This is a genomic window from Bacteroides sp. MSK.20.82 (genome assembly GCF_019052485.1).
GTDB lineage: Bacteria > Bacteroidota > Bacteroidia > Bacteroidales > Bacteroidaceae > Bacteroides > Bacteroides thetaiotaomicron.
In genome coordinates this window covers 13,092-32,567 of record NZ_JAHQUN010000020.1, presented here as the reverse complement: position 1 = coordinate 32,567, position 19,476 = coordinate 13,092, and the positions used below count along the sequence as shown (strand labels likewise).

Here is a 19,476-nt window from a genome sequence, read left to right as displayed (position 1 = left end):
TATGAAATATCTTATTGCAGGAACCGGAGGCGTCGGTGGCAGTATCGCAGGATTCTTGTCGCTAGCCGGAAAAGATGTTACTTGTATTGCCCGCGGAGCTCATCTGCAGGCTATACAGAAAGACGGTCTGAAACTGAAATCAGATTTAAAGGGAGAGCATACGCTGGTTATCCCTACCATGAATGCGGAGGAATTTAACGGGAAAGCGGATGTGATCTTCGTCTGCGTGAAAGGATATTCCGTCGATTCGATTACCGAACTCATCAAAAGAGCATCGCATGAGAAGACAGTCGTCATCCCTATCCTGAATGTTTACGGGACAGGACCACGCATTCAGCGTCTCGTTCCGGGTGTAACGGTGCTCGATGGTTGCATCTACATCGTAGGCTTTGTTTCCGGCACGGGAGAGATCACTCAGATGGGGAAAATCTTCCGTCTGGTGTATGGCGCCCACAAAGGGACACAGGTGGCTCCGGGCATTATGGAAGCCATTCAGAAAGACCTTCAGGAAAGTGGAATCAAAGCAGAGATTTCTCCGGACATCAATCGGGATACATTCGTCAAATGGTCGTTCATCTCGGCAATGGCCGTCACCGGTGCTTACTATGACGTGCCGATGGGTGAAGTTCAGAAGCCGGGGAAAGTACGTGATACGTTCATCGGCCTTTCTACCGAGAGTGCCGCACTGGGGCGTAAGCTGGGAGTCGAATTTCCCGAAGACCCTGTCAGCTACAATTTGAAAGTCATTGATAAACTCGATCCCGACAGTACCGCATCCATGCAAAAGGACTTGGCACGGGGACATGAATCGGAAATACAAGGTTTGCTGTTTGACATGATTGCAGCAGCCGAGGAGCAAGGTATCGACATACCAACTTACCGGATGGTTGCCGAAAAATTCACAAAACACTAATTACAAACCGTAAACCGTTATCCAACATGAATACCCTTTTATTATCAATCAACTGGAATCCGAATCCCGAACTATTCAACCTGTTCGGCATTTCTATCCGTTATTATGGATTATTGTGGGCAGTAGGAATCTTCTTTGCTTACATCATTGTCCATTACCAGTTTCGCGACAAAAAAATAGACGAGAAGAAATTCGATCCCCTCTTCTTTTATTGTTTCTTCGGTATTCTGATTGGAGCACGTCTGGGGCACTGCCTGTTCTACGATCCGGGACAGTACCTGACCAGCGGAAAGGGATTTGTGGAAATGCTTCTGCCGATCAAGTTCCTGGCAGGCGGCGGATGGAAATTCACCGGTTATGAAGGACTTGCCAGTCACGGAGGTACGCTCGGATTGATGATCGCCCTTTGGCTGTATTGTCGCAAGACGAAACTTCATTATATGGATGTGGTGGACATGATTGCCGTCGCTACTCCGATCACTGCCTGTTTCATCCGTCTGGCGAATCTGATGAACTCCGAAATTATCGGTAACCCGACCAATGTACCCTGGGCGTTCGTATTCGAACGGGTAGACATGCTCCCCCGCCATCCGGGACAGCTCTATGAAGCGATAGCTTATCTGATCCTGTTCTTCATCATGATCTATCTTTATAAGAATTACAGCAAGAAACTGCATCGCGGATTCTTCTTCGGACTCTGTCTGGCTTATATCTTTACCTTCCGTTTCTTTATCGAATTTGTGAAGCAGAACCAGGAAGCATTCGAAGACAACATGATGTTCAACATGGGACAATGGCTGAGCGTTCCTTTCATCATCATCGGTTTCTACTTTATGTTCTTCTATGACCGGAAGAAGGTAGCAAAGAAATGAAACAAATCATAGATATAGAAAACTGGGAGCGGAAGGAGAATTTCAACTTCTTCCGCCACTTCCAGAATCCCCAATTATCCATTACCTCCGAAGTAGAGTGCGGAGGAGCCAAGCAACGTGCCAAAGCGGCCGGACAGTCTTTCTTTCTCCATTATCTTTATGCAGTGCTGCGTGCAGCCAATGAAATACCGGAGTTTCGTTACCGCATCGATCCGGACGGGCGTGTAGTGCTCTATGACACCATAGATATGCTGTCTCCCATCAAGATAAAAGAGAACGGCAAGTTCTTCACCACCCGTTTCCCCTACCACGGCGATTTCGACACTTTCTATCAGGAAGCAAGGCTAATTATCGACGCCATCCCCGAAGACGGTGATCCGTACGCGGCAGAAAACGGACAAGTAGCCGACGGAGATTACGGACTGATTCTGTTAAGTGCGACTCCCGACCTGTATTTTACTTCCATCACCGGCACACAGGAGAAGAGAAGCGGCAATAACTACCCGTTGCTGAATGCCGGAAAAGCCATCATAAGGGAAGGCAGACTGGTGATGCCTATCGCGATGACGATTCATCACGGATTTATTGACGGGCATCATCTTTCCTTGTTTTATAAAAAGGTGGAAGACTTTCTGAAATAATAGTGCTGTTCAAATAGTATTTTCTCATTCCTTTTATCTACCTTTAGCGCGACTAAATGATAAAAATATGAGCACAAAAACACTATTCAAACTACTATGGGTGCCTTTCGTCACATCCGTATTCGCAAGTTGCAGTGACAAAGAAGAATTACTTTACACTCCTCCGGAAGAAACGAATGACAGTTACATAAGCCCTGCCGTACCACAAGGTAATAGCTGGCCTGAAGCCTCCATGTCACTTACACAGCCTTTTCTGGGTGCCGGATATGATATTATGGGCAGCTACATAGACAATAATTCGGTAAAAGAACCAGTGCTTGATCTGAGCAAAATAGATAATGAAAGGATTAGCAATCTGGTAGGTTCGAGCGGAGTAGGAGACAGCTTCATTGGTCGTGATATGAAAGAGTTTCTTCGGTCAATCACAAAATATAAGAAATTTGTGGTGCCGGCGGAAAACAAAGATGATTTGCTGTTTACCGCTACCATTACCGGTCATAAATATTTTCAGAAACCTTATGATTATTCATCCCAATACACATTTGCCTTTGGCAGTTCAGGAGCTAACGGAGTGATTCAAAGATTACTCACTCTGAATGCGGATTGGTCCAACTGGCTGGCCGATGATTTCCGGCAAGAGCTGGAAGATGCGTCACCTGAAACAATCATAGAACTATTTGGTACTCATATATTGGTGAACACTCATTTAGGTTATATAAGCAAAACCCTCTATCGCAGCATCGTAGCGGATGATGAAGAGAACTTATTGAGAACCGCAAATACAGGGATGGGCGCACATCAGAGCAGCATTATTAAGCATCCCAATGTTTCCATCACTTATCCCGAAGAAACAGTAAAAAAGAACTATGGGGGAACAATTGTAGTGTCATTGCAAGGAGCTGATTACAAAGTCTTTGATCAGCTGACAGGCGATCCGATGGATATCAGCCCCTGGATACAATCTGCCAATGAAAAGAATCGCGCCTTAACTACTCTGACCGGTGAAGACCTTATCCCCATCTATGAGGTAATAGCCGACCCCATAAAGAAACAGCAAATAAAAGAAGCGGTAATAGCCCATATCAAAAGGCACCAACTGTCCTTACAACAAACGGCTCCCATCTTTCAGGCAAGTGACGGGCACTATCACCGCTACTATACCTCTTATAAGGAGTTAACCGCAAAGGCCGATATCTGTCAAGGTGTGATAGGAAGCGTATTTGTCAGACACGAACCGGGTACAGTACCGCTTTACCTGTCTTCCGACGGAAAGAATCACCGTTTGACATTAGAACCGGCACCGAACGGAGACGGAACAATCATAGGGTATGTCTATGAAAAGAAGAGCAATGACTTAAACTGTATCTACGAAATATCAGACGGAAAAAACTTTGCCTATACCACGGAAGAAAAGGATACCTACGGAAACAAAGGCACATGGAAGCCAACCGGCCTCTCTTTCTATACAAAGAAGGTATAAGCATAAGGCCATACCATTGGCACGGCAAGTAACCCTATAACTTACAACATAAGAAGTCTATAGTATCTTCGTTGGGGCTGACTAAAAGTCGTTAGTATCTCCATTCTCCTCCTTCCGGAAGGAGGAGAGTTTAAAGTTACTAACGACTTTTTAGTCAGCCCCCGCATAAGTTATATCAGTTTTTATTTGCCTCTGACTATCTTCTTTATATCGTTCAGCTTATTCAACGCCTCAATCGGAGTAAGGTTATTCACATCCAGATTCAGTATCTCATCCCGAATCTGGCAAAGGATCGGGTCGTCCAACTGGAAGAAGCTGAGCTGCATACCGCTTCTGTTTTCACTGACTTCCGTCAATGGTTTGCCGGAAATACCTTGCTGGCGGTTGTCCGATTCCAGTTGCTTCAATATAGTATTTGCACGCTTCACAATACTCTTCGGCATACCTGCCATCTTTGCTACATGAATACCGAAGGAGTGTTCGCTTCCCCCACGCTCCAGCTTACGGAGAAAAATCACTTTATTGTCCACTTCCTTCACAGACACGTTATAGTTCTTGATACGTTTGAAGGATTTCTCCATCTCGTTCAACTCATGGTAATGCGTAGCAAACAGTGTACGGGCTTTCGCTTTCGGATGTTCGTGGATATACTCGACGATTGCCCAGGCAATGGAAATACCGTCATAGGTGGACGTACCACGTCCCAACTCATCAAATAACACCAGACTTCTGGAAGAGACATTATTCAGAATATCCGCAGCCTCATTCATTTCCACCATAAAAGTAGATTCGCCCACCGAGATATTATCGCTGGCACCTACACGGGTGAAAATCTTATCCACCAGACCGATATGGGCACTCTCCGCAGGAACAAACGAACCGATTTGCGCCAACAGCGTAATCAGTGCCGTCTGACGCAAGAGCGCGGACTTACCGGCCATATTGGGACCGGTGATGATGATAATCTGCTGTGACGCGCTGTCCAACATCACGTCATTGGCAATATACTTCTCACCAATCGGAAGCTGCTTTTCAATCACAGGGTGACGTCCCTGACGGATATCCAGTACATCATTGTCCTCAATAACCGGACGGATATAATTATTCTCACGCGCCACATTAGCGAAAGACAACAGACAGTCCAGACGGGCAATCTGATTCGCATTAATCTGTATCTGCGGAATAAACTCCGTCAATGCCTGCACCAAATCGGTATATAACTGAGTCTCCAACACGAGAATCTTATCTTCGGCTCCCAGAATCTTTTCTTCGTAAACCTTCAGTTCCTGCGTAATATAACGTTCCGCATTGACTAGTGTCTGCTTGCGAATCCATTCCTGCGGAACTTTATCCTTATGTATATTGCGGACTTCAATATAATAACCAAATACATTATTGTAAGCTACCTTCAGACTCGGAATGCCTGTCTGCTCACTTTCACGCTGCTGTATCTGCAACAGATAGTCTTTGCCGGAGTATGAAATACGGCGTAATTCGTCCAGTTCCTCATTCACACCATCTTTAATCACGCCCCCTTTGTTGATCAATAAAGGAGGGTCATTATTGATTTCTTTGGCAATCCGGTCGCGAATAGAAATACAAAGATTCAGCTGTTCACCTATCCGGTTCAAACTTGCGTTATCCGCTTCAAGACAAGCCTGCTTGATCGGCTCAATGGCCTGCAAGGCAACTTTCAGCTGCACCACCTCACGTGGCGACACACGTCCTACGGCTACTTTAGAAATGATACGTTCCAAGTCTCCTATCAGATGCAACTGCTCCTCGATCAGCTCTTTAAAATCCGGCTGGCGGAAGAAGTATTCCACCACATTCAGTCGGTCGTTGATCGGCTTCTCATCTTTCAACGGGAAAACCATCCAGCGTTTCAGCAGGCGGGCTCCCATCGGACTGATGGTCCGGTCGATCACGTTCAGCAAACTGCTGCCACCGTCATTCATGCTGCCGATCAGCTCCAGGCTACGGACTGTAAACTTATCCAGACGCACATACTTATCCTCCTCGATACGGGCAAGGGAAGTAATGTGACCGATCTGCGTATGCTGTGTCATCGTCAGGTATTGCAGGATAGCACCGGAAGCAATGATACCATTCTTCAGGTGCTCTACCCCGAATCCTTTCAGATTCTTTGTCTCAAAGTGTTTCAGTAGTTTCTCACGGGCGGTGGATTCGGTAAATACCCAATCGTCCAGTTCGAATGTGAAGAACTTGCTGCCGAAGTTACCTTCAAACATCAGGCGTTTGCCCCGTTCGAAAAGAATCTCTTTCGGTCCGAAGTTATTCAGCAATTTGTCTACATAATCAAAGGGACCTTCGGCGGTGAGGAACTCACCGGTAGATATATCAAGAAAGGCAACTCCACAGGAAGCCTTTCCGAAATGGACGGCAGCCAGAAAGTTATTCTCCTTATAATTCAGAACGTTATCATTGATAGATACACCGGGGGTAACCAACTCGGTAATACCTCTTTTCACCAGTTTCTTCGTCAGTTTCGGGTCTTCCAGCTGGTCGCAGATAGCTACACGCTTTCCGGCACGAATCAGTTTCGGAAGATATGTATCGAGCGCATGATGGGGAAATCCTGCCATCTCAACGGTCTTTCCTTTTCCATTGGCGCGTTTTGTCAGTGTGATTCCTAAGATTTCGGATGCAACAATGGCATCTGTAGAATATGTTTCGTAAAAGTCACCGCAACGAAACAGCATCACTGCATCCGGATGTTTGGCTTTCAAATCCAGAAACTGTTTCATCATAGGGGTAAGCACGATTTCTTCCTCGTTCACGGTTCGCTCCTTTTCTTTTTTGTTGAGTGAGTAATGAAATTAACCTTGCAAAGATAACAGTTTTTCGTCAGAGAATCAACGGAATTTCCCGTTTCAATTTTCACAATTAGTGTTGCATCCTTTTAAAAAAGAAGGGTATATTTCTTAACAAGTAAAGGATAACTATTAAAACGTGTTATAAAACATACTATTTTACTTGGATAATTTGCTAATTTCCCAATAGTCCGTATCTTTGCAATGTGTTTTTCATAGTATTAGATTTAAGGTTAACAAAGGTTGGGTCAAGGCGTTGACCCTTTTTTTATGCCCATACGCCCCGTTTGCCTCTTTCCTTCATTCATTTCTATTCAGCCAGCATCATCTTTTTATAGTAAGACGGAGTGAATCCGGTATGCTTCTTGAACGACTTATTAAAATGAGAAATCGTATCAAATCCGCACTCTACACTGACCTGTGAGATATTCATATCGCCCATGAGCAGGAGTTTACACGCATATCCTATCCGCATCTCCAATATGTAATTCTTGAATGATTTCCCCGTTTTGCTCTTGAAGAAGCGGCAGAATGCAGCAGGATTCATAGCTGCCAGAGAAGATATTTCATTCAGATCAATCTGCCGTGTATAGTTCTTATTCAGGTAAGCTATGATTTTGTCTATTCTCGACCCGTCGTAGATAATATCATTTTCAAAGTCGGAAGTCGATAGCACAGACCGTGAAGCGACGTTTGCCATTTCCTTCAGGAGTTGCAGGAAAGAAGTAATCTGATCGACTCCTGTCTCCACCGGAATCGATTCAAGCAAATCAACCAGCCGCGGGGAGCATCCCGCGGGAAAGTAAATCCCCCGTTGCGCCTCTTCAAGCAGGTTCTTTATCTTCATAAAATGGGGATAATAATTGAAAGCGTGGTGCATGAAGTCCTTTTCAAACTGAATGATGGTCCCTGTTGTCCGAAGCGTACTGCCTTCTTGCCGATACACCTCATCGCTCTTCATATAATGAGGCAAATCGGAGCCTAGCAGAAGAATATCACCATCAGCATATTTCTCCGCGTTATTTCCTACAAAACGCATTCCTGTGCCCTCCTTGACATAGATAATCTCATACTCCGTATGAAAATGCCACGGGTAAGTAAAATAAGGATAATCATAAAAACGAGCTTTCAGAGGAGATGACTTCGATATAGGAAGCTGCTCATTCATCATTTTTCTCATAATCTACTCTATTTCTTATCTACTCTATTTCTTTTCAGCCCAATATACCCCGCAGACAATACAAGCTGCGCCGCCTAAAGCGACTAACGTAATCTTCTCATCCAGAATAAGGAACGATGCAATCATCGTGACCAGAGGATTGAGATAAATATAATTGGATGCCCGTACCGTTCCCAACTGTTTTAACACCACATTCCAGAGTACATAGCAGATCAGCGAAGCCAATACGGCCAGAAACAGAAGGTTGAACAGCACGGCAGGTTGAAGAAGTACAACGGTATCGGGATGCAGGGGATGCAGGAGGAAGGCAGGCAGAATCGTCAGCACTCCGTAAAAGAAAATCTTGCGGGTGATAAATACGGTAGGATAACGCCCGGCCATCTTTTTAATAATCAGACTATAGAATGCCCATGATAATGCGGCAAGCAAGGTCAGCAGGTCGCCTATCGGAGATATTTTGAGCACAAAACTGCCGTTAAAGACAATCAGCCCTACTCCCATCAATGCCAGCAGGGAACCGTATATCAGTCCTTTCGATGCCTTCTCACTTTTATAAAAAAGCAGAGAAAGGATAGTAGTCAGCAAGGGAGCCGTGCAGATGATAAACGATACATTCGACGCCTGAGTGATGCCTAAAGCGGTATTCTCTGTAAAGAAATAAAGGGAGCCTCCGAATATACCGCCTGCTACCAGCCACAGTTCATCCTTCCAGTTATTGGTGAACAGACGTTTGGGAGAAATTACCCAAATGCCAAGGTATGCAATCAGAAAACGGTAAAAGAAGATTTCCTGAGGTGTCAGCCCGTGATTTATCAATACTTTAGTCGAAATGAATGTCAGTCCCCAGATAGCTACTGTTAGTATGGCAATCAGATGATAGTACCCATGCTTTAGTTCCATAATTATGGTTTTAATGAGAATGCAAAGATACAGGGATTCATGGATATACCCACTGACTTTGATAGATATATTTTCAACAAAATTTCGCCGAAAGAGAACCGGTTATACATCCGGATATAACAAGAAAGCGAATATCCGGATGTCTGATAAAATAGCCGTATCTATTCAGGTAATCATCTGCTTTTACCAGTTATCCGTCCGGAAAGGTGCCGCGGGGATGCCATGAATACTGAAAATACTTGCTTCCACATAATTCTTATACGCATACCGCACGGCAACGGGATGAGGGACTTTGTCACTCGAAACCGCCAGTCGGGCAGTCGTGGTTTCTATTTCGGCAAAAGCCGGATAGAATACTTTATCCTCGCCCGCAATCTCAAATCCTTTAAGAGATGTCCACATCGGACTTAGGCCGCGTTGGGCATTGTCGAAGTTTATATAGATTTTGTTCTCCTGTATCTCCATCGATTTATAAACAGGAGGAGCGTATCCGAATCCTTTCATGCCGTAGGTCTGCGCCAATGCCCAATACGCCAGTCGGTTCCCTACCGTCTCCTTGTCTACGGGATGGATGAAAACAGGGTGGCCGACATCCATCGTCGTAACCATGCCGCTATTCGGTATATCCTTCATATTCTGCAACTGGACTTCACGCAGGCGGGCAGCCGATGTACCGTCGGCTCCTTCGTAATTGAAAGGCGCTATCTGCACAAAGTAGAAAGGAAGTTCGCCCCTGCCCCATTTCGCACGCAAGTCAGCCACAAAGGCGGGCATAAGGTTCAGGTAAAGATCGGTATTGTCACGGTTGCTTTCGCCCTGATACCACAAGAAGCCTCTCACTGCAAAATTAGTCAAAGGAGCTATCTTGCCATTGTAGAGTACACACGGAGTGGCGGTAGGATTCTTCACTTCAGCATCGTTATCGAGGATGGAAAGATCGATGCTACTAAAAGGCTTTATGGATTCTCTGCTCATCCATGCCTCTACTTTTGATCCTCCCCACGTAGAAACGACGATGCCGACCGGAACTTCCAGCACTTCCTGTATATAACGCGCAAAATAATAAGACACGGCGCTGATATGGGAAACGTTTACCGGCGTATTTTCCAGCCATTCGCCCTGGCAGTCCTCCACAGGCGTTTTACTAAACTGGCGTACCCATCTCCCATCCTTTGAATCTGTAGTATACATTCGGATAGGCGTGGATGGTTTGGCTTTGGCAATAATGTCGTTCGTCCCTCTGACCGGTTGCCGGTCGAAACCGCCCATCGGCATCTCCATATTCGATTGTCCCGAACAGAACCAGACTTCACCGATCAGTACATTCTGCAACGTCAGTAATTCGCCGTCATTGAAGATGATCTTGTAAGGGCCTCCCGCAACAGGGGTAGATACTGTTAACGACCAGCCTCCCTTGCCATCCGATGAGGATTTATATGTCTGCCCGTTCCACGAAGTCTTCACCGTTACAGTAGCATTGGGACGGGCTTTTCCCCATAGTTTGACTTCTGCTTGCTGCTGTAATACCATATTATCTCCAAGTATGGAAGGTAATGTCACTTTAGCCTCACTTTTCATTGAAAATGCAAGAGCTAAGAATAAAAAGCTGATAAGATATTTCATATATATTTAATTTATTTATTCGGTTAGTTACAACAGGATTGGCCAATCTTCGGAATATATCCTACCGGAAGAGGTAGTCGGAATGAGATAAGCTTTAGCTTGTTATTCCAATAGTCTCTCCTTTTTTGCGTTTCAGCAAAGAAGGATGTAAGAAGCATTGTTAATAGTACCAGCAACTTTTTCATTTATTAGAATTTTATGATAACTGACACAAATGTAAGTCCCGCTAGTTAATTTAGTAATTAATTTGCAATTAATTCGAGGAGAAAATAAAGGATATAGGTTGGAAAAAATACTTTTTAGTCGGTATCCAGGCTAGTTTAACGTTTATTTAAAGGCTTTTTCAGCTAACACTCTAAAAAGATTATCCCGACAGGACTTCAACTATAACCAGTATACACTCACATTTTATCCATATTCTTTGTATTATAAACGATCAAACAATCCTCCCCAAATATACTCACATTAATACGTATATAATAATACCAAATGAAAGAAACATATTATCCAAAAGTCTAACGAAAAAGAGAGTCTTACAGATAGAAGCGCCCGTTTGTAAACAAATCACCACTATCAAAACAGTCCTATTAATATATCACATTTTTACCGCATAAAGAAAGGAAGAGAACTTTACTCAAAAAAAAGTTTTCTCCCTTTCTTACACTACACCCCCGGAATCGAATAAACTCCTTCATCGTTTTTAATAAATAACGAGAGAGTTTATTATAAACGGTCCCCAAGTTTATTATAAACTATTTTTAGGCGTTTCCAGCGGCCTCAATAGAATTATTATAACAAAAATGGGCAAGAACCTTCGCAGTTTCTTGCCCATTCGTTATCCTGGCTATGCAATTCTGCACATCCACCTATTGAACTTATGTTATAATTTTTATATATCCTATCATTACTATTCCGTTTTATATTCCTCCAAATATACGAAATAAAAACAAGAAAGTCAATAGCCGGACGGTATTTGCCGTGATATTTCTTCATTTATCAGGTATTACCTTGTTATTCGGGCAATACCTTATTATAAAAGAAAGGTTTTTTTCACTCACTACGTGGTTATCTGAAAATAAACACGTAAATTTGCTGGCTCAAATTGAAATAACAGTATAAATCACTATAAATAAAAACTTTATCACTATGGAGTACAATTTCAGGGAGATTGAAAAGAAGTGGCAGCAAAGGTGGGTGGAAGAGAAAACCTACCAGGTTACGGAAGACGAATCGAAGCAGAAATTCTATGTATTGAATATGTTCCCTTACCCGTCAGGGGCCGGACTGCACGTAGGGCATCCGCTGGGATACATCGCTTCGGACATTTACGCCCGTTACAAACGACTGCGTGGCTTCAATGTACTCAATCCGATGGGATATGACGCATACGGTTTGCCGGCGGAACAATACGCTATTCAGACCGGACAGCATCCCGCAATTACTACTAAAGCTAATATCGACCGCTATCGCGAGCAACTCGACAAAATAGGCTTCTCTTTCGACTGGAGCCGTGAAATCCGTACGTGCGAACCCGAATATTATCACTGGACCCAATGGGCTTTCCAAAAGATGTTCAACAGCTACTACTGCAACGACGAACAGCAGGCACGCCCTATCCAGGAACTGATCGACGCATTCGCAATCTACGGAAACCAAGGACTCAACGCCGCTTGCAGCGAAGAAATCAGCTTTACCGCCGAAGAATGGAAAGCCAAAAGCGAAAAGGAACAGCAGGAAATCCTGATGAACTACCGCATCGCCTACCTCGGCGAAACGATGGTGAACTGGTGCCAGGCACTGGGAACCGTATTGGCAAATGACGAAGTCATAGACGGCGTCAGCGAACGCGGCGGCTTCCCCGTAGTCCAGAAGAAGATGCGCCAGTGGTGTCTGCGTGTATCCGCTTACGCTCAGCGTCTGCTCGACGGACTGGATACCATCGACTGGACCGAATCACTGAAAGAAACTCAAAAGAACTGGATCGGACGCTCCGAAGGTGCCGAAGTACAGTTCAAGGTAAAAGACAGCGATCTCGAATTTACCATCTTTACTACCCGTGCAGATACCATGTTCGGTGTGACCTTCATGGTTCTGGCTCCGGAAAGTGATCTGGTAGCCCAGCTGACCACTCCCGCCCAGAAAGCAGAAGTAGACGCCTACCTTGACCGCACCAAGAAACGTACGGAACGCGAACGCATCGCCGACCGCAGCGTGACCGGTGTTTTCAGCGGTTCGTATGCTATCAATCCGTTTACAGGTGAAGCAGTGCCCATCTGGATCAGCGATTACGTATTGGCAGGATACGGAACAGGAGCCATCATGGCCGTACCCGCCCACGATAGCCGCGACTATGCTTTCGCCAAGCATTTCGGACTCGAAATCCGCCCGTTGGTAGAAGGTTGTGACGTAAGCGAAGAAAGCTTCGATGCCAAGGAAGGTATCGTCTGCAACTCTCCGCGTCCGGATGTAACTCCGTACTGTGACCTGTCTCTGAACGGACTGACCATCAAGGAAGCCATCGAAAAGACCAAGCAATATGTGAAAGAACATAATCTGGGACGTGTGAAAGTGAACTACCGTCTTCGCGACGCCATTTTCTCACGCCAGCGCTACTGGGGGGAACCGTTCCCTGTATACTACAAAGACGGAATGCCGTACATGATCGACGAAGACTGTCTGCCGCTGGAACTTCCGGAAGTAGACAAGTTCCTCCCCACCGAAACAGGCGAACCTCCATTGGGACACGCCAAGGAATGGGCGTGGGACACGGTAAACAAGTGCACAGTAGAAAACGAAAAGATCGACAACGTTACCATCTTCCCGCTGGAACTGAACACCATGCCGGGATTCGCCGGTTCTTCCGCATACTATCTGCGCTACATGGACCCGCACAACAACAAAGCATTGGTGGACCCGAAAGTGGACGAATACTGGAAAAACGTAGACCTTTATGTAGGAGGAACGGAACACGCTACCGGACACTTGATCTACTCCCGTTTCTGGAATAAGTTCCTGCACGATGTAGGTGCATCGGTAGTAGAAGAACCGTTCCAGAAGTTAGTAAACCAAGGCATGATTCAAGGCCGCAGCAACTTTGTATATCGCATCAAAGATACTCACACCTTCGTTTCACTGAACCTGAAAGACCAATACGAAGTGACTCCACTTCATGTGGATGTAAACATCGTATCCAATGATATCCTCGACCTGGAAGCATTCAAGGCATGGCGTCCCGAATATGCGGAAGCAGAGTTTATCCTCGAAGACGGAAAATACATCTGCGGATGGGCGGTTGAGAAGATGAGTAAATCAATGTTCAACGTAGTCAATCCGGATATGATTGTGGAAAAATACGGTGCAGACACCCTTCGTATGTACGAAATGTTCCTCGGTCCGGTTGAGCAGTCCAAGCCTTGGGATACGAACGGTATCGACGGTGTACACCGCTTTATCCGTAAGTTCTGGTCATTGTTCTACAACCGTACCGACGAATATCTGGTGAAAGACGAGCCTGCAACGAAGGAAGAGTTGAAGAGCCTGCACAAACTGATCAAGAAAGTAACGGGAGATATCGAACAGTTCTCTTACAATACGTCTGTCAGCGCATTCATGATCTGTGTCAACGAACTCTCCAACTTGAAATGCAACAAGAAAGAGATACTGGAACAGCTCGTTATCACCCTCGCTCCTTTCGCTCCGCACGTTTGCGAAGAACTGTGGGATACACTGGGACACGAAACTTCCGTATGTGACGCCGCATGGCCCGCATACAACGAAGAATATCTGAAAGAAGATACGATCAACTATACCATCTCCTTCAACGGAAAAGCACGCTTCAACATGGAGTTTGACGCTGATGCCGCTTCGGATGCCATCCAGGCTGCCGTATTAGCCGACGAACGTTCGCAGAAGTGGATCGAAGGCAAAACACCGAAGAAGATCATCGTGGTGCCGAAGAAGATTGTAAATGTGGTAGTTTAAAATAAGTAACAGGTAATAAGTAATAGGTAATAACCGTAGCTGCTTTCCGAGCATATCCGCAAGGTTAATACCTAATACTTAATACTTATTACCTGTACCTATCGACTACGACTTATTACCTATTACTTAATACTTATTACCTATTAATTAAATGCGCAAACCAGCAAAAGCGGAAATAATGAGAGAAGTGAAGGATTATATCTACATCACTCTCGGATTGATCAGTTATGCTTTGGGATGGGCGGCATTTCTGCTGCCTTACCAGATAACGACAGGGGGTACTACCGGTATCGGGGCTATCATTTATTACGCAACGGGATTTCCTATCCAGTGGTCGTACTTCATCATCAATGCGGTTCTGATGACATTTGCCATCAAGATATTAGGTCCGCGATTCAGCATAAAGACTACTTATGCAATTTTCATGCTGACTTTCCTGCTATGGATATTCCAAGTGTTGGTAAACAACTACATACAAACGCCCGATATGTCGGCCGACGGAAAGCCTCTGCTGCTCGGCAGCGGACAGGACTTTATGGCTTGTATCATCGGTGCGGCTATGTGCGGTGTAGGTCTGGGCATTACTTTCAATTATAACGGCAGTACCGGAGGAACGGACATCATCGCTGCTATTGTCAACAAATACAAAGACGTATCACTTGGAAGGATGATCATGATTTGTGATGTGTTCATCATCAGTTCCTGTTACTTTGTGTTTCACGACTGGCGTCGGGTAATCTTCGGTTTCGTCACCCTGTTCATCATTGGTGTCGTGCTCGACTGGATTATCAACAGCGCCCGTCAGTCCGTACAGTTCTTCATCTTCTCCAAGAAGTATGATGAGATAGCCGACCGCATCATCAAAGATACTGACCGTGGGGTGACCGTGCTCAACGGCACCGGATGGTACAGCAAAAACGATGTAAAAGTATTGGTCGTACTGGCCAAAAGGCGTCAGTCGCTGGATATCTTCCGACTGGTAAAACGTATCGATCCGAACGCTTTCATCTCGCAAAGTTCCGTCATCGGGGTGTATGGCGAAGGGTTCGATCAGTTGAAAGTGAAATAAACAGGTGAATGAATCTGGATAATTCCACTAAAAAACAAGAATAAGACCATGAAACGCAAACTTGTATTTGCCACTAACAATGCTCATAAGCTCGAAGAAGTAGCCGCTATCCTTGGGGATAAGGTAGAACTGCTCAGTCTGAATGACATTGACTGCCACACGGACATCCCCGAAACAGCCGAAACGCTGGAAGGAAATGCCTTGCTGAAATCTTCTTTTATCTACCGGAACTATCAGTTGGACTGCTTTGCCGATGACACCGGACTGGAAGTGGAAGCTCTGAACGGAGCGCCCGGCGTGTACTCCGCCCGTTATGCCGAAGGCGAAGGCCACGATGCTCAGGCGAATATGCGCAAGCTGCTCCACGAACTGGAAGGAAAAGAGAATCGGAAAGCGCAATTCCGCACTGCCATTTCGCTGATTCTCGACGGAAAGGAATATCTCTTTGAAGGTGTGATCAAAGGGGAAATCATCAAAGAGAAGCGCGGAGATTCCGGCTTCGGTTATGACCCGATATTCAAGCCCGAAGGGTACGAACAGACTTTTGCCGAACTGGGAAACGAAACAAAGAACAAGATCAGTCACCGTGCACTGGCTGTACAGAAACTTTGCGAGTTTCTGCAACGCTGATTCTTTAGCATATTCCGCACAACAGCCTGTCTTGACATCAACGAAGTGCCAGCAGTAAAATTCTCTCAGGCCATTTCTTAACTATATGACACAGAGTTTAATAAAAGAATTTTTGTAATCTTCAGAAGAAAATTATTTCTTTGCAAAAAAAATAAAGCGTAATGAAGAAAATTGCATTATTTACTTTCCTTACATTGTTATTATGTACTTCATGTGTAACGAAAAAGAAGTTCATGATGACAGAAGCCGCACGTATTGCAAGTATCGACAGCTTGCAAAGTTTATTGACTGATTGCCGCAACACGGGCGACCAGCTGTCAGCACAAATCAAGAAGCTCCTGCGTGATACCACCCAGATGGGAAACAGTATCCGTCAGTATCAGAGCATGCTTAGTACTAACATGACGGAACAGGAAAAACTGAATGCCTTGTTGAGTCAGAAGAAAAACGAACTTAGCGAAAGAGAACGCACCATCAACGAGTTGCAGGACATGATCAACGCTCAGAACGAGAAAGTGAAACAACTGCTGAACAGTGTGAAAGACGCGTTACTGGGCTTTAGCACAGACGAACTGACGGTTCGTGAAAAGGATGGAAAGGTGTATGTGGCAATGTCGGACAAATTGCTGTTCCAGTCAGGAAGCGCCCGTCTGGATAAACGCGGAGAGGAAGCTCTCGGCAAATTGGCGGAAGTCCTGAACAAGCAGACCGACATCGACGTATTCATCGAAGGTCACACTGACAATAAACCGATCAACACCGTACAGTTCAAAGACAACTGGGATTTGAGCGTGATTCGTGCTACCTCCGTCGTACGTATCCTGATTAAGAACTACGGTGTAAATCCTTTGCAGATACAGCCCAGCGGTCGCGGCGAATATATGCCTGTTGACGACAATGAAACTGCGGAAGGCAGAAGCAAGAACCGCCGTACGGAGATTATCATGGCTCCAAAGCTGGACAAGCTATTCCAGATGTTACAGACTTCCGAAGAGGTTAAATAAGAAAATAATAATAAGAGACTGTCAGAAGGTAGACAGTCTCTTATTATATAGAAACAAGGCTATAATATTTATTGCCCTAATGATATAACTCATCCATGTTTCTATTAGATACAATATCTGAATTCATACTGTTTACTTTCCCCATCCGGATGGTTTCTTACCCATCTTGAACACCATCGTACCACCGTTCATGATGTCCTGATGAGTGATGAAGAAATCTTTGTGTTTCTTCCCGTTCAAAGTCACCGACTGAATGTAGATATCTTCGGGAGACTTGCGGATGGTCCGGATACGGAATTCCTTATTACCTGCCAGTTTCAAAGTACACTCATCCAAAAGCGGGGAACCGATGATATACCGGCCGTCGGCAGGATTGACCGGATAGAATCCCATCGCACTGAATACATACCAGGCAGACATCTGACCGCAGTCATCATTTCCGGCATATCCCGAAGAAGTGTTGTTATACAGCGTGTTCAGAATATGGCTGACATACTTCTGCGTCTTCCACGGCTGACCTGCAAAATTATAGAGATAAGCTACGTGATGACTGGGCTCATTACCATGTGCATACTGTCCCACAAATCCCGAAGCGTTATGATTCATCTGCTCACTCTTATAGGTAGAGGTAAAGAAAGTATCCAGCTTTTGTTCAAAGGCTTTCGTTCCTCCTGTCAGTTCCATCAAAGCTTGGATGTTGTGCGGAACATACCAAAAGTATTGCCATGCGTTTCCTTCGGTAAACGGATGCCCGCCGTTTCCACCGTATTGATACGGGTCGAAAGGCTCGATCCATTCTCCTTTGTCATTCTTGGACTGGAAGAACTTCGTTTTCGGATGGAAAAGGTTCCGGTAATATTCGGAGCGTTTGTGGAATCGCTGATAATCGGCATCCTTGTTCAATTTTGCAGCCAGTTGGGCAACACACCAGTCATCAAAAGCCTGCTCCAGAGTGATGGAGACAGATTGAGTCTGAATGTTTTCGGGCATAAAGCCGTATTTCTCCCATACCTCAAAAGGAGAGTTGGGGTGTGAGGTTACCGAACTGTTATAGACTGCTTCATAGGCCTTCTCCACATCAATTCCGGGAATACCTTTCAGGATGGCATCAGTAATCACAGGGATGGAGTGGTTACCGATCATACAGTAATTGTCCTGTCCCCATAATTGCCAGATAGGCAGGTAGCCGTAATATTCATACTGGCGTATCATGCTCTTCACGAAGTCAGTCACCCGTTCGGGTTCCAGCAACGTGTAGAGAGGATGAGAGGCACGGAAAGTATCCCACAGGGAGAAAGTGGTGTAATGAGTTTCATTGTTCGCCACCTTGCGGGTCGTATAGTCGGCAGCCATGTATTCGCCATTCACGTCGGACATGGTGTTAGGCTGTATCATAGTGTGGTAAAGAGCCGTATAGAATATCTCTTTCTGCACTTCCGTACCTTTCACTTCGATCTTTCCCAGTTGTTTTTCCCAATCAGCGTCCGCAGCAGCCACATAGCGGTCGAAGTCCCAGTGCGGTGCTTCCTGTTCCATGTTCTGACGAGCATTCTCCATAGAGACGGACGAAAGGGCTACCTTACATGTCAGTGGCTTGCCATTCAGTTGGCCGAAACGGAAACAGCCATGAAGATTCGTACCGTTGATCACGGCTGTGTTTTCATGAACACGACCGCCGTCTCTCAGCGTAGAAGTAAGGATAGGACTGGAAAACTCCATATAGAAATAAATCTTGCGCAGTTTCGCCCATCCCGTAATGATACGGTAACCTTCCACTGCATGGTCATTCAGAATGCGGATCTGAGAGTTAATGATCCGGCGTCCCCAACTGCCCTTATCTGCCGAGTGGTCCATATCCAGTATAATCTCCGCATCTTTACCGGCGGGATATTGATAGCGGTGGATACCGTTTCTCTGAGTAGTGGTAAGCTCTGCATTAATACCTTCATCTTTCAGCATTACCTGATAATAGCCGGGACGGGCTTTCTCTTCGTCGTGCGTGAATGCGGAAGAAGTGCGTCCGCTGCTGGTCGGCATCAATGTAATGTCGATCAGGTCCGAAGCTCCTGTCCCGCTCAGGCGGGTATGGCTGAAACCGAAGATTGTATTCCGGTTATAGTCGTAGCCGGAAGCGTCCCCCCAGTTGGGAGCTTCGCTGGTGTCCGGAGAAAGCTGTATCATACCGAACGGTGAGGTTGCCCCCGGGTAATTATTACCCGAAAGTCCCCCATCGATGGCCCCCGTTCCAATAAACGGATTTACATATTTAGTGATTTCCCCTGCCTGCAACGTAGCAAGAGTCAATGAAAATGCACATACACTTAAAAGTAATTTCTTCATGGTTCGTAG

The 19,476-nt window shown here is 45.4% G+C and carries 13 protein-coding genes; 8 read left to right on the top strand and 5 right to left on the bottom strand.

Going from position 1 to position 19,476, the window contains the following annotated elements; genetic code table 11:
• Position 1 precedes the first annotated feature (1 nt).
• From KTR07_RS16280 to KTR07_RS16265, 4 genes are all read left to right on the top strand, one after another.
• The gene (locus tag KTR07_RS16280) at positions 2 to 913 is read left to right on the top strand and encodes a ketopantoate reductase family protein (RefSeq protein ID WP_011108643.1); all 912 of its coding nucleotides are present in this window, start codon (positions 2 to 4) and stop codon (positions 911 to 913) included.
• Positions 914 to 939: 26 nt separating this feature from the next.
• The gene (lgt, locus tag KTR07_RS16275; protein ID WP_011108644.1) at positions 940 to 1,785 is read left to right on the top strand and encodes a prolipoprotein diacylglyceryl transferase; all 846 of its coding nucleotides are present in this window, start codon (positions 940 to 942) and stop codon (positions 1,783 to 1,785) included.
• Complete coding sequence (locus KTR07_RS16270) at positions 1,782 to 2,426, top strand: chloramphenicol acetyltransferase (protein WP_061473329.1); 645 nt, start codon at positions 1,782 to 1,784, stop codon at positions 2,424 to 2,426. The genes lgt and KTR07_RS16270 overlap by 4 nt, the downstream gene beginning before the upstream one ends.
• Positions 2,427 to 2,493: 67 nt before the next feature.
• Entirely contained in the window at positions 2,494 to 3,906 is a 1,413-nt protein-coding gene (locus tag KTR07_RS16265; RefSeq protein ID WP_061473330.1) for a hypothetical protein, read from the top strand.
• A 182-nt stretch (positions 3,907 to 4,088) separates the two neighbouring features.
• Here the strand turns inward: KTR07_RS16265 and mutS are convergent, their stop codons facing one another.
• The 4 genes from mutS to KTR07_RS16245 form a co-directional block, all read right to left on the bottom strand.
• On the bottom strand, positions 4,089 to 6,677 hold the full coding sequence (gene mutS, locus KTR07_RS16260) for a DNA mismatch repair protein MutS (RefSeq protein WP_055299247.1): 2,589 nt from the start codon (positions 6,675 to 6,677) through the stop codon (positions 4,089 to 4,091).
• Positions 6,678 to 7,050: 373 nt separating this feature from the next.
• On the bottom strand, positions 7,051 to 7,920 hold the full coding sequence (locus KTR07_RS16255) for an AraC family transcriptional regulator (protein ID WP_055299125.1): 870 nt from the start codon (positions 7,918 to 7,920) through the stop codon (positions 7,051 to 7,053).
• A gap of 24 nt (positions 7,921 to 7,944) precedes the next feature.
• Complete coding sequence (locus KTR07_RS16250) at positions 7,945 to 8,820, bottom strand: DMT family transporter (RefSeq protein ID WP_055299127.1); 876 nt, start codon at positions 8,818 to 8,820, stop codon at positions 7,945 to 7,947.
• A 183-nt stretch (positions 8,821 to 9,003) separates the two neighbouring features.
• Entirely contained in the window at positions 9,004 to 10,443 is a 1,440-nt protein-coding gene (locus KTR07_RS16245) for a sialate O-acetylesterase (protein ID WP_055299129.1), read from the bottom strand.
• A 1,146-nt stretch (positions 10,444 to 11,589) separates the two neighbouring features.
• Here KTR07_RS16245 and leuS point away from each other — a divergent pair.
• From leuS to KTR07_RS16225, 4 genes are all read left to right on the top strand, one after another.
• Entirely contained in the window at positions 11,590 to 14,424 is a 2,835-nt protein-coding gene (leuS, locus tag KTR07_RS16240; protein ID WP_117981540.1) for a leucine--tRNA ligase, read from the top strand.
• 151 nt (positions 14,425 to 14,575) lie between these two features.
• Positions 14,576 to 15,493 (top strand): YitT family protein, encoded by a 918-nt coding sequence (locus tag KTR07_RS16235; protein WP_008767390.1) that lies wholly within the window; start codon positions 14,576 to 14,578, stop codon positions 15,491 to 15,493.
• A gap of 48 nt (positions 15,494 to 15,541) precedes the next feature.
• Positions 15,542 to 16,123 (top strand): non-canonical purine NTP diphosphatase, encoded by a 582-nt coding sequence (locus tag KTR07_RS16230; protein ID WP_008767391.1) that lies wholly within the window; start codon positions 15,542 to 15,544, stop codon positions 16,121 to 16,123.
• Positions 16,124 to 16,284: 161 nt separating this feature from the next.
• Positions 16,285 to 17,127 carry an OmpA family protein gene (locus KTR07_RS16225; RefSeq protein WP_008767392.1) on the top strand — a complete coding sequence of 281 codons (843 nt, stop codon included), beginning with the start codon at positions 16,285 to 16,287 and terminating at the stop codon, positions 17,125 to 17,127.
• Positions 17,128 to 17,259: 132 nt separating this feature from the next.
• Here the strand turns inward: KTR07_RS16225 and KTR07_RS16220 are convergent, their stop codons facing one another.
• Entirely contained in the window at positions 17,260 to 19,467 is a 2,208-nt protein-coding gene (locus tag KTR07_RS16220) for a GH92 family glycosyl hydrolase (protein WP_117981539.1), read from the bottom strand.
• Positions 19,468 to 19,476 lie beyond the last annotated feature (9 nt).